A 12,710-nucleotide genomic window follows, 5' to 3' on the forward strand; every position below is an offset into this window, starting at 1 on the left:
CTTTAATTTTTCTCCTTAGGGTATACGTGTTTACCAACTTTCATTCCCAGAATATCAATGGAGTTAGTACTGAGGAGCCTATGTTACATGCATTAACAACAAGGTTGTTAGATAGTATTTTCGTTTCATTGTTTGTGACAGTTGCTGTAGGGCTGTTTATGTTTTATATCGAAATCCCAGATGACGAAAAAAAGTTTGATATTGTAGAATCACTTCGTTTAGAAGAGATGTTTGACAAGGAGTTGGCTCAAACCGATTCTTGGCATTTCAGCGGTGGTATGGGTCGCCATACACGTGCGAAAACGATTCCTTATTTGGATAAAATGGCGCAGGCCTCTAATCAGCACAAAACTTTAAAAATACAATTATTAAACCCGTCAGATAACAAGGTATGTGCCGACTATGCACTATATAGGGGTAACCTTCGTTCTGCCAAGAATTTAAAAAAATTGTGGAATAAAGACTTTGTTCGTAGAGAACTATTAACTACAATTTTAATTGCAGCAGTTTACAAAACGAATAATCCTAATTTCGATATTGCTATCAAATTAAAAAGTACATTTTCCACACTAAGAATTGACTCATCTTCTAAGACTGCAATAATAACCAAAGAGGACAAAAACGAACCCGCTTTAGTCTGTAGAGAAGGCTCTTTTTTATTTAAATCTTATAAAGAGGAACTTGCTCAGACATACAGGTTATACACTTCTCTTGATATACAGTTACCTACTAACTATAACCTTTCAATACTAAATGAGTCTAATGTAAAAGCGATATTGGATACATTGGGGTTAGATCAAAACTTAACTCATGAAGATTACCGAGCAATTTGCAAATCTGTAAAAGACAATAAGAATCCTTATGCTTAGTACTGATTTTGAAAATTTAAGAGAGTTATACCGTAAATCTGATGTATCAAATCTGCATATCGTTGTTAAAAATCTAATCACGGAATTATCAAATTTAATTGCTTATGATAATATGTATTTTCATCCACTTGGATTCATGTATGCTACACTACACTCATTTTCCAATAATGAAACCATCCGTATTCATATTTGGAACAAAAGAGTTTATGAACTTACTCCCATACTTGATATCCATAATCATTATTACAAGGTTAACAGCTATGTATTTTGCGGCTGTGTAGTTAATCAATTGTATAAAATACATGGATTAAAAAACCCGAACGTCAGTCAATATAAGGGTAGTTATACGTCAAATGGAGGTCGAATACTTACCAAAACTACTGATGGCTTTTTTGTCATTGAAGAAAAAAAATCAATTCACTACTCTGGGGACCTCTATGTAATTGAGCATGACCAAATACATTCTGGTGGTTCTTTGGGTGATGAGACAACATGCACTGTAGTGTACACGCAAGAGCCCGGTGAGAAAGAGCCTCTTGTTTTTGGAAAAGGTGAATTGCCTGATGTTTTGCTTTTCGAGCTTAAGAAAGTACCTTCTAAAGAGGTGAAAAAAGTATTGACTGAATTAAAAAATTTGAAGTAGAATTACCGACAGACCACATCATGAAGTTTACAGCACCATTTTATAGCTATATTCGTTCCGAAAATGGCGAAATTGGTTGAAAGTAAATGTATCGCTCCCTTTTTGAGATGGACAGGTTCAAAAAGATGGTTTACGAAAAAATATATTGAAGAATTTATGCCCGAGAGATTTCATGATTATCATGAACCATTTTTGGGGGCAGGTGCAGTTTTTTTTCATTTGTCCAATCAATTATTTGAAAAGAAGCAATATTACCTTTCCGATTCCAATGACGATTTAATCAATGTGTATACACAAATTAGAGACAACCCATACAGTGTTATTCAAGAATTAAAGCAGTTTAAGAATACCGAAAAAGATTACTATAACATTAGAAGTTGTAATTTTGAATCGCCTCATCTGAAAGCGGCACGTTTTATCTATCTAAATAGAACTTCTTTTAACGGGATATATAGGGTAAACAGTAGCGGTCTTTATAATGTACCCTACGGTAAAAGAGTTAAAGTTGATCACGTAACTGAGCAACTATTATTGAATGTTAGTGATAGACTCCAAAATGTACACATAAGTGCCCATGGCTTTGAGGAAAGTATTATAAATATAAAAAAAGGCGATTTGGTTTTTTTAGATCCGCCTTACACCGTTGCACATGAAAATAATGGATTTATAGAGTACAATCAACAGCTTTTCGCATGGGAAGACCAAGAACGGCTTAAAAACTATATAATCCGATTAAATCAAATAGGCGCACATTTTATACTGACTAATGCCAGTCACTGGTCTATCGTAAACTTATATGAAGAAATCGGTTCAATGACAAAATTGTCAAGGAGCAGCCAAGTAGGCGGTCGAAATAAAACGAGAGGCATGTATAACGAGCTGATTATTTCTAATACTAAAATTTGAGATGGCAATTAAAAAGTTAAAAATTGCTGTTATTAGCGATCTCCATTGTCATCCTGAACAGAAGGAGTTCTCAAAAAACAATACTCTCCTTTATAGCGATAAACTTAGATTGCCTACTACTGAGCATCCTGTCGAGAACCTATTGGATATCATTGAAAAAGAGGAAATTGAGGTAAATTTAGTTTTAAGCCCGGGAGATTTCACTCACCAGTCAGATAAACAAGGATTTTTCTCAGGATGGTCGTATGTTAATGAAATCGCAAGAGCTTTAAAAGCTGATAGTGTAATAGCAACGATAGGAAATCATGATATCGATTCGAGACATACTTACTCAAATTATAGTTTTGACATTCCGAAGAAAATAAGCCAAAGTTTCCCAATTGAGAAAAAGAATCTTAAACATTTTTGGGACACAGGATTCACTTTCATTGAAGAAGAAGATTTTCAAATATTAGTTGTTAACAGTACACACTATCATACCCATTATGAAAAAGATAACCCAATTGAAAATCCCGCGGTAAAAGGTAAAATGGATCCCGCACAGATCGAGCAAATTGAAAAATATCTCAAAGAAAACAATGATCCCAAAAAAATCAAGATAGGGCTGGTTCACCATCACCCTATCAAGCATGCAAGGCAAGATTTAGGAGAGCATGACTTCATAGAAAATGGAGAGTCATTCTTAAATGTTTTAGGTACTTTTCGTTTCGATCTATTAATACACGGACACAAACATGATCCTTGGTTGAGATATTATAATACAGAAAGTGGTTTTTCTTTGCCTATCTTATCGTCAGGCAGCTTTGCTGCAACAAATCAAATTTCTTGGATTAACAAGTTCAATTATTTCCATATTATTGAAATTATCAAAGAGCAAAGCCAGCCTGCAAACGGCATCTTGGAGACACTAACATTTAAAAATAGAATTGGTTGGAGGAAGGATAGAGAAGATGGGTTCTATCCATATGCTGGCTTTGGTTATTTAGATAACCTGCAATTGATTGTAGACAAAATAAAAACACATTTAGAAGCTACTTCAACCGGTATGCTAAAATGGGATATAATAATTAATGAAATACCCGAAGTTCAGTATCTAACGCCCGATAAAATGGAGGAATTAGAAGCTAAACTATTGAATGAAAAAATATTGGTTACATCAAAGATCGGAGTAAGACCAAAACACGTGTATTATGAACGAGATTAATAACTTTTACAACACATATAATGCGAGGCATTTGAAGCCTTCTGAAGTTGCTGAAAGCTTTATTTTCTCGAACAACTTTCAAAAGTTGATTCAAAATGATCATTCAATTATTTTAGGTGCTCGTGGCTGTGGAAAAACTACATTGATGAAAATGCTGACTTTACCTGCTCTTTATAATTGGAGGCATGAAAGATCAGATGAAATTAGGTTGGGTTTACCATTTTATGCTGTTTACATATCAACTGATATTTATTGGGATGTTAAAAATCAAACGTACAGTTCCGAACTTGAATCGTTTGGTAACTTTGCCGAAAAGATATCTTTATTTTCAGTTACAAGCAATGTATTTTCATCTTTATGTGATACATTTAAAAACATCCTTGAAATAGACATTCAATGCTTCGACGAAAATAAGGAGCTTGAGTTATGTAAACATTTGATTAAAGCTTGGAAACTAAATAGTATTGTGCCTAAAATTGAGTATGTTAAAGAAGCATTGAATGAACGAGTTGATTATGTTAATCAATTAATTCAAGACGTAATATTTAATCATAAAGAAGACCGAGATCTTCCCAATCCAGACTTCTTCAACTTATCTTTTGAAACTTCTTTGGAGTATATCATACCAATTTTCGAAAGAATTTATTCGTTAAATAATAAGCGGCGGTGGGCTTTGTGTTTTGATGAATTAGAGTTTGCCCCAATTTGGCTGCAGAAAAAGCTATTCCGTTCATTAAGAAGTAGGACACAATATATTCTTTATAAATTGAGTTCAAGTCCAATACTTCCTTCAGATCTCGAGAAAATACTGACTCACGAGTATAGTGCTACTACAGGTAACGATGTAACTATGATTAAAATGTGGGGGTCAGCCGAGGCCGATAGTTTTTCAAGAAAAATTATAGATTCCTATGTATCGAGAAATTTAAATATTCAAGATGCAAAAAAGTTTTTCGGATCTAACGAAATTTATAATAAGCTTACAGAAAGCTACAATGAAGGCAGTAAATTCTACAAGGAAATGCTTGAACTGGTGAAGAAAGACGACGCTTTCAAAGCGTTTTTACTTGATAGAAAAATTGATATTAATAGACCTATTCCAGTCGACAATCAGAAAGATATTTTATTTAGAAAAATAAAGCCTATTGTTATATACAGGAACTACTATTTATCAGAAAATCGAAGAATTGAGGGTGCGAAGTATAAAACTTCATACCGTAGTAGAAAGACGGGCGAGTTGTTTTCCGGAATCGAAGTGTTAACAAAAATTTGTGATGGAAATCCACGATGGTTGATAGCTATCATAACTTCAATATTATCAAAGTCAATAAGCCGCGGAGTGTCCGAAAAACTACAGTATGACGAAATCATTAGTGCTGCAAAACGGTTCCAAAATGTTATTGCGAATATTCCGACTGGAACTTCAATTTCTACTCCGTTAACAGAAATTATAGAAAGAATTGGAATATACTTTAAAAACCAAGTTTTAGGTTCGACATTTAATCTTGATCCTAAAGGTACATTTACAGTTGATGAAAGCCAACATGAAATATCAGATGAAATTATCACCCTTCTTGAAAAAGGAATATCTCAAGGCGCGTTAATTCTCGTTGACAGTGATATACAGTCGTTTGATTTTAAAATAAGAGGTAAAAGATTAAAGCTCTCTTACCTCTTTGCACCACTGTATGATTTGCCATTGAGAAAATACACCGCAATTAAATTAAGTGACTGCTTAAGAGGATTAGATGTTAAAAGCGCTGGGCAAACTTCACTATTCTAATATGCAGCTACAATACGGAAAACAAATCGAGGTTGACGAAATCAAAGGAAAGAGAATACACCTTTTTATTATTGCGTGCAATCACGAAAGACGCGTTATGTGCGCATATAATCGTGTGGCCCAAAGCAATATGATATTGAAGTCTATCGCCTTGTGTTATAAGGCTATACCTAAAAAGAGCAATGAAAATATCTCATATGTTCAGGTAAAGAGCCATGTTGAAATCTATAAAATACTTGACTCTCAGTTTGCTTTATATGTTAATCAGGAAATCAATATTGTTGTCGATTACTCCTGTATGACTAAAGCGTGGTATTATTCTATCATTCTATATTTAACCAAGAGAAGTCTTTTAATCGACAAAGTTAAAGCTTATTTCTTTTATACACCATCAAAATACTCTGTTCCACAGAAACCAAAACACAATACAGAAATTGCCCCACTACCTGGCAAATATGTCGTTCCGACAAACAAGCCCAAAGCATTAATTGTTTGCCTCGGCTACGAACAAAATAAAGCTGAAGGAATAATTGATCATTTAGATCCCAAAATCTGCTACGTTTTTTACACAGAACCGGCTTTAGACCCAAAGTTTGTTGATACGGTAAAAGCAAACAACAAAAACATATTAGAGCATTACAAGAATATAATAACCTATCCATTCGATGACCTACTATATCTTGAAAGACAACTTACATCTTTATACTATTTACTTCGTGAAGATTATAGCATCATAATTGCGCCACTGGGGCCAAAGCCTTTTACGTTTATATCTATGCTTTTGTCTGTTAAATTTCCCGATATTGATATTTGGCGCGTTGGTTCGGGATCAGATATCAACGAATATAAGAGAGAGCCTATTGATAGTGAAACATTTATTGTAAATGAAGTTGTTTTTAACAGCCTTGTTTCTGAATAAATTGAACAATATAGTTGAAGAAAAGTAGAGTAAAATTTACTCGATCCAATGTATCCTTAAAAACTCAAATCGAACCAATATTTTGTAAATTTAAATACCATAGGAATTGAACATAAAGCAAAGCGATAGGTTAAATTATAGGTAAAGCTTATATGATAAATTTGTAGTCTTTTATGAATTCGTGTGAGTTCAGATGAACCACAAATCTTGTAAAAGGTCTGTGTTTTATATTCTCAGCGGGGTCACTTTTAATGAAAGCTTCTGATTAGGTTCAGAGGCTTTTTTTGTGCGTTTACAGTGCGTATAAGCAGCTTTTAGTAATTCAAAGAATAAATGCTTCGCTGCTAAATTATGATTTTTTTAAAAAAGTGTATGGTTTGTTGTCGCAATTATGGCGCATTTTAAGCCTTCTTTTGGTGCATACAGTGGCGCATACAGATTGTAAATTTCAGTAGGTAACTGTTGCTCTACCAACTAAGCTACGGAGTCGGGTTTTGTTTATTTGGCTTGGAAAAAATAAGGGAATCACTGTATATCGAAAAAGGTTATCCAAGGATATAATCAAAGTTTCTGGTAGTAATAGGTTTTAATTTTATTTCGACCTGAACAGATTGAATCAAAACAAAGGTAAGTCTTGGTCAAATGTTATGTCTGAAATGATGTAATGTTAAACTGAAGGTTTGTTTGCTTCTTGATGCTGCATTACAGTACCACGTTTAAGTTTCGTATATAGTCCGGCTTGGATGTTCTTTATTAATTCAGCTTCCAATTCCGCAGCTCTATCATTTAATCTTCTCGCTGACTTACCAAGAATACTTTTTAATGATTTAGATTCACCAATAGTCAGCTTATTTATTTTGTCATTTAGAAGTACCCTAAAATACAAAAAGCTGTGAATGACAGTTTCCAACTTCCTTTCTTTGATTTGTGTATCTATAATATAAAGGTTTTTCAAAAGACACTCTATTGTCTCAAGGACTATTTACATCTTTCTGCTTCGGGATAACCATCTCGTGAACTGAGTCATTGCCAATAAATCTAATTAAAAGCAATCTTCCAGCTTCACTTTTTGTAATTAATCCATTTTTTAACAACTTGTCTATCTGAGGTTTCAAATACTCAATTTCTTTAATTTTAATACCCTTATCACGACATACTGCTTCAACAATTGTCCTAAATGCTACAGCTGATAGTAAAAAGCAATTTGAAGCTAGAGCTTCATTGGGGATAAATAAAGGCACCACCTCAGGGAAAAGGAAAAAGAAGCCTTTCCATTCTATGGAGATGTGCATCTCTGCAACTTTTCTGCTTATCTGCACCTACCTAAATAACTGTTGGTATGCTTCTAGATCAATTTCGCCTGATTTAAGGCTGTTCTTCAAGTTTCTAACTCCTAGCATTATGGACTTTCCTGTCACGCTGCCTGCTTTTATGCAACCTATATAAAAAAAAGATACTTCCATCAGCATATAGTACATAATCATATTCACTAGCCATCCTAACAAGGTGGCTTTTTTCGTTTCTATCGTTCTTAAATTGCTACTTTAGCGTTATCAGGTTATAACGCGGATAACTATGGGCAGTATACAAACATGTTTCATCAGTATTCTTTATAAGCAAAAAAAGCTTAACTATTATTTTCCAAACATTGTAAGGAAACCAGCAACGCTACAGGAGATTGCCCGAACCGAAGAAGCATTAAATTTGACATTCAACGATGAATTAAAAGAGCTATACTTCGTTGCTGATGGAACTGATTTTCAGGCCATGACACCATCTGGGTTTACCGGATTAATTCCTATTCACTCCTTTTTATCTCTTAGCGACGCAGTTGAATACTATAGGCAAAGCATGGAATATGAAGAAAGCTTCCACAACCATACAAAAGACTTTGAACCAGGCAAGCAGCTGTTTCCTTTCTTGGAAGATGGAGCTGGAAACTGCTATTGGGTTGATCTGAATGAAGGAACACCCAGTTACGGAAGAATATACTGGACTAATACTTTCGGACAAGAACCGGACTATACTTACAATTCTCTTACTAGAATGTTTGAAGTCATTGCTGAGGCTTATCAGAAAGATATTATGTTTTTAGATGAAGATGGTTACTTAGATTGTGACTTCGAAGCATTTGATAAGCTATCTGAAAGGGGGTAAGAATAGATACACTTTCATATATAATTATGGATTTTAGAACCAACTTTTAAGTCCTTCAGTATCTTCTATAGTATGGTAACCTAGCAGCTCATTGATGCCGATAGCAATCCTAGCAGCAACATCTTCATGACGAATAATTGATATGATCCAATTCATGCCGCATAACCAAAGAAACATGATAATACCTATCCACCAGTCACCGTTACCTATTTGTGCAATAAGTCCCATAAAAGCTGCCATAAGCGAAGTAAAAATGAATAGCTTATACATCTTAATCTTATAGACTAGGCACCATTTGTTGCCTTTATTGCTCAAGGTAAACGAGCCACAGTCAACACTTTCAAATAGGGCATGTCGCTTGTTCGCGGAAGTTGAACCTTTGTAAGTAACAGATTCCTCTGACATAACAATATTGTCGGCTTTGTCCGCTAATATTCTCTTTTTAATATATTCTAAAACTTGACGTTGGTTATTAGGCATAATAACTGCTCTTAGCGGTTTGGTGTAGCGTATGGAGAAAGGAAAAGGCATGTTGCAATATAGTTTATACAATGAGAGATTTTCAAAAAAGTTCACCAATTGCTTACTTATATAGGAAGTCACAACAATTGATAAAAAATTGAAAAACGATTTGCCAACTACTTACCACATCTTCCACCAGGGCTTCTTTATTTGTTCAGTAGTCTTACCTGAATTAGCTAACGGAGTTTTCTCTGGTACTAGTGGTATATCCTTTGTCCAGAGCTTATAGGTTTGACCCTTAACATTTTCATTCTCATCTATCGGATAAGGTAATGATAGCTTTCTCATAAAGTCGACAAGTTGCCAGTCACAATTTGTAAACTCGTCATCGTCATAAGCTTTCTCTTCTTTATCAAGATCCCAGCGCACCAAGTAGTTTTCTATAGCTTCTTTCTTTACGGAAGGCACATAATTAACAAGGGTGTCTGCGTTGCCTTTCCAACGTTCTATTTCCTTTTGACTTACCCTATCATCCCAGTAGTCCGGTATAGGGCAGAACTGATCTTTAATTTCTCCAGATACAAACAAGGTATACATCCACAAATCACCATCATGAATATGGCAAGAGAATACAGCTGCATCTAGCTCAAGAGATAAGAATTTAGAACACTCATCCCCTCCGAGAAGCCGTATGGGTACATGACTGTTGTATTTCCATTGCTTTCTTCAACCACACAAAAGTTGCTATGATCGCTACTTAATTCAGCCTTTTCAAGCCCGCCACCTTTATTGCTTAAGTAGGTTGTTAGACTCCTTGTTACCTCAGATGCTGGTTGATTAATTATTCCGGAAAGCGAAAGAAACATGCCCATGATTGCTACAAGTGTTAAATGAGCACCTAATATACTTCTTCTTTAATCAATGGAAAAATTGGTTGTGCTGCTACTGGTTTCCCAATATTCCACCATTTAAGAAAAAACGGTTTTCATCTAGATGCCAATCTACTCTGTCAATCGATCGCCCCCCCGATCCGAAATCCCCCCTCACCTTCGTCTGAGGTAAAATGGAATATTTCGGTCTTGTGCGCTCACAATGACTGTCCCAATCGCTCGATTTTCTACCCTACTGAAGGTTTTCCCAGAGCCTTCCATATAATAACTAAGAATAGTTCCTAAGTCCACAACAAACCTTTAAACGCAAACCTTCTCAAACACCATTACCACCATGAAAGAACTTCCCTATTGAATTTGAACCCATTCCTATTAATGTACCTGATCCGTTACCTGTTAAATCCAAAAGACGTAGGGAAACACCCAGATGGATAGTCGCAAAATCCAGAATCAACCACAAATACTATCAACGGCAAAACGATGCTGTAGAATGTCACTATCACGAAATCATTGCTAAAGTAAACGAACGCATCCTGCATTATGATGGCGATACCATCTATGACCAAGACCACAAGGAAGATAAGGACTCTTATACCGGTATGCATAGCTTTGTCACCAGTACATTTTACTGGCGGTTAGATTGCGAGCTTGCCTATAACTACAGGGTTTACTTTGCCTTTCACAACTGCCCGTATGAAGACACGGTCAGGCAAATGATGCAAGGCTATCCATTAGACCGCACCACACAGGAGCATCACTTTCCGCAAGGCTATGAAGCCTTTTACAAACGGGTACTTGAGGTGCAAGACGCTATTCACATGACAACATTAAAAGCCCCAGGCTGAAAGTAGCCTTTACGGGTGGCAGGTCAAAAGCTTGGTACAGATGGTACCAGGCTTTTCCTGTTTTCAAGCTTTCGCTACCCACTCACACATTTATTAACCCTTTAAACATAACCCACATGAAACCACAATCAACACCTGACTTACCAGTCGCTGCTTTTAATGCTGAAGTGCGTAAAGTTTATTTCAAACTACTCAAAGAAGCCAAAATCTTGTTAGCTACAATTGAAGAAGAACCGTTAAGATTCTCATTGATCAGAGAAGAAAAGCAACCTATTCAGCAAGGCACTATAGTGCATGAATTAATAAACCCATTGCTCTATCTCCGGCTGGAATGTTATGCCGAAAATAAGCCAGGCGTCCACTATGGTTTTGAGCTGTCCCCGACATTTGGACAGTATTACCACGTTACCAATACCTTCGTCCGCATCCTTTATAAGCATACAATGGTTGAGGCTACACCTATCAACATTGAAGACTGCATCCGTACAGACTATGTACTGAATGATTGTTCTGCCTTATATGAGCATATCGAAGAAAGAGGCTGCAAGCACCATACTTTTCAACTCATACTGTATAAAGCTAAAGCAGTCAAAAGAAAGTTGCGTAAGGTTGCTTAACTGCAATGGGAGTCTTAGTACTGCTATTGCAGTTAAGCAACCTTACTTCTTTTATTTCAAAGACGACAAATTGTTCCAGGTGGACAGGGGAACCCGTTCTCCGGATTTGATCATTCAAAGCAATAGTAACTGATGAAGGGAAGCCTATTCAATTTGAGTAGGCTGTTATACTTTCAACACCTATCTTTAGAAGTTCACAAAGGTATATAACAGCAACCTACATCACCTAACAACAAGCTACTTACAAAGTTTAACTTATAATGAGTAGGCTCTGAATAGCCACTATAAGCTTTACTTATTCAACAACTTCTCAATGTGATCGGTAACTTTCTGTTCAAAGTCATCATCATATCCCACAACTGTGCTTGCAACTTTGCCTTCTTTGTCAATGAAATAATAGGTTGGAAACGCGCTTACATGATATGCTTTAACTACGTTTGCTGCTTCAATGTAGCCTGAATACTTGATTTTGTATTGCTTCTCAAAAGCTAAAACCGCTTTCTTGCTGTCTCTTTCACTAAGGCTTACGATGACGACATCCTTATTCTTGTACTTTTCATAAATTGCGTTCAATGGCTTAATGGAGAGCATACATCCCGCACAACCAATGAAGTAGAAATCCATCACAACAACTTTGCCGTTCAACTGACTTAATGAAACCCTATTGCCGTTTACATCATATAAAGACCAATCGGGTGCCAGTGCTCCCGCAGTTAGTAAGGTTGGTTGTACAGCGCTTTCTTTCCTGGGACGGAAGCTGTTAGGTACGGCAAAACGTGCGATATTGACACCTGTTTGGTTAAATTGGTAATCAAAATATCTTTTCTCATCATAATAGTCTGTCACCATATTACGGTATTTATATCTTCCTCTAATTGTAGCCAGTATTGGCAATCCTGTTCCCTTGTTAATATAAAATTCTCTTCGTGAGTATAAATGCTCGTTATCTTCGGTCGTATCTAATACGTTAACTACGATATGCGAGGCAGTTGTACCATTGATAACAGTGTCTGTAGCCATTTTTATGGGAAAAGTGCGTTTATCATAAAAGCTCTTTACAAACTTCAGGCTGCCTATAATTGATTGACCGTATGCCGATGGTGTTTCCTCTGAGAAAAAAGTAGTATCTGCGGGTGATAAAACCTGTATACCCTTTCCGCTATACAGGTCTATTCTGTGAAAGCTTTCCGTTTGATGGTCCGTTTCGATGCTATAATAGTATCCAAATTGCTTATCGTCGGGAACTTTAAGAAACAGTTCTTTGTTATGCGCCACTGTCGTATCGGTGCCCATATCTCTTCGTTTATTGATAGATCTGTAACTGAGGTTGTGATAGCTATCCAGTTTGGAGATAAGGCCATCTATTAAGGAAACCTGTGCATTAGCGCTACTGCTACAAAATAGTAAGGCTGCGT

At 36.0% G+C, this 12,710-nt stretch carries 14 protein-coding genes; 9 read left to right on the forward strand and 5 right to left on the reverse strand.

Annotation, left to right across the window (positions count from 1 at the left end; translation table 11 throughout):
- Positions 1-80 precede the first annotated feature (80 nt).
- From GPM24_RS10555 to GPM24_RS10580, 6 genes are all read left to right on the forward strand, one after another.
- Positions 81-869 (forward strand): hypothetical protein, encoded by a 789-nt coding sequence (locus GPM24_RS10555; protein WP_158826721.1) that lies wholly within the window; start codon positions 81-83, stop codon positions 867-869.
- Positions 862-1,512, forward strand: coding sequence for a hypothetical protein (locus tag GPM24_RS10560; protein WP_158826722.1), 651 nt, complete (start codon positions 862-864; stop codon positions 1,510-1,512). Before GPM24_RS10555 ends, GPM24_RS10560 begins: the two co-directional genes overlap by 8 nt.
- 63 nt (positions 1,513-1,575) lie before the next feature.
- Entirely contained in the window at positions 1,576-2,418 is an 843-nt protein-coding gene (locus tag GPM24_RS10565) for a DNA adenine methylase (protein WP_158826723.1), read from the forward strand.
- A 1-nt stretch (position 2,419) separates the two neighbouring features.
- On the forward strand, positions 2,420-3,622 hold the full coding sequence (locus tag GPM24_RS10570; RefSeq protein WP_158826724.1) for a metallophosphoesterase family protein: 1,203 nt from the start codon (positions 2,420-2,422) through the stop codon (positions 3,620-3,622).
- A complete protein-coding gene (locus tag GPM24_RS10575; protein ID WP_158826725.1) occupies positions 3,609-5,405 on the forward strand; it encodes an ORC-CDC6 family AAA ATPase in 1,797 nt (598 codons plus the stop codon). The genes GPM24_RS10570 and GPM24_RS10575 overlap by 14 nt, the downstream gene beginning before the upstream one ends.
- Positions 5,371-6,324: a hypothetical protein gene (locus tag GPM24_RS10580; protein WP_158826726.1), complete on the forward strand. Its 954-nt coding sequence runs from the start codon at positions 5,371-5,373 to the stop codon at positions 6,322-6,324. Before GPM24_RS10575 ends, GPM24_RS10580 begins: the two co-directional genes overlap by 35 nt.
- A 667-nt stretch (positions 6,325-6,991) precedes the next feature.
- Here the strand turns inward: GPM24_RS10580 and GPM24_RS10585 are convergent.
- Both GPM24_RS10585 and GPM24_RS10590 read right to left on the reverse strand, forming a co-directional pair.
- Positions 6,992-7,279 carry a hypothetical protein gene (locus tag GPM24_RS10585; RefSeq protein ID WP_158826727.1) on the reverse strand — a complete coding sequence of 96 codons (288 nt, stop codon included), beginning with the start codon at positions 7,277-7,279 and terminating at the stop codon, positions 6,992-6,994.
- 16 nt (positions 7,280-7,295) lie between these two features.
- Positions 7,296-7,643, reverse strand: coding sequence for a DUF4145 domain-containing protein (locus GPM24_RS10590; RefSeq protein WP_158826728.1), 348 nt, complete (start codon positions 7,641-7,643; stop codon positions 7,296-7,298).
- A 256-nt stretch (positions 7,644-7,899) separates the two neighbouring features.
- Here GPM24_RS10590 and GPM24_RS10595 point away from each other — a divergent pair, with 256 nt between their 5' ends.
- The gene (locus tag GPM24_RS10595; protein ID WP_158826729.1) at positions 7,900-8,481 is read left to right on the forward strand and encodes an SMI1/KNR4 family protein; all 582 of its coding nucleotides are present in this window, start codon (positions 7,900-7,902) and stop codon (positions 8,479-8,481) included.
- A 33-nt stretch (positions 8,482-8,514) separates the two neighbouring features.
- On the opposite strand, the gene GPM24_RS10600 is transcribed toward GPM24_RS10595, so the two are convergent.
- Together GPM24_RS10600 and GPM24_RS10605 are read right to left on the reverse strand one after the other, a co-directional pair.
- The gene (locus GPM24_RS10600; protein ID WP_158826730.1) at positions 8,515-9,012 is read right to left on the reverse strand and encodes a hypothetical protein; all 498 of its coding nucleotides are present in this window, start codon (positions 9,010-9,012) and stop codon (positions 8,515-8,517) included.
- A 111-nt stretch (positions 9,013-9,123) separates the two neighbouring features.
- Positions 9,124-9,531, reverse strand: a complete 408-nt coding sequence (locus GPM24_RS10605; protein WP_158826731.1) for a hypothetical protein — start codon at positions 9,529-9,531, stop codon at positions 9,124-9,126.
- A 901-nt stretch (positions 9,532-10,432) separates the two neighbouring features.
- Here GPM24_RS10605 and GPM24_RS10610 point away from each other — a divergent pair.
- Positions 10,433-10,678 (forward strand): hypothetical protein, encoded by a 246-nt coding sequence (locus GPM24_RS10610; protein WP_158826732.1) that lies wholly within the window; start codon positions 10,433-10,435, stop codon positions 10,676-10,678.
- A gap of 116 nt (positions 10,679-10,794) precedes the next feature.
- Entirely contained in the window at positions 10,795-11,295 is a 501-nt protein-coding gene (locus GPM24_RS10615) for a hypothetical protein (RefSeq protein WP_158826733.1), read from the forward strand.
- Positions 11,296-11,586: 291 nt separating this feature from the next.
- Here the strand turns inward: GPM24_RS10615 and GPM24_RS10620 are convergent, their stop codons facing one another.
- A complete protein-coding gene (locus tag GPM24_RS10620; RefSeq protein ID WP_158826734.1) occupies positions 11,587-12,588 on the reverse strand; it encodes a TlpA family protein disulfide reductase in 1,002 nt (333 codons plus the stop codon).
- Positions 12,589-12,710: the final 122 nt, after the last annotated feature.

Origin of the sequence: Mucilaginibacter lacusdianchii (genome assembly GCF_009770985.1) — a bacterium.
Lineage (GTDB): Bacteria > Bacteroidota > Bacteroidia > Sphingobacteriales > Sphingobacteriaceae > Mucilaginibacter > Mucilaginibacter lacusdianchii.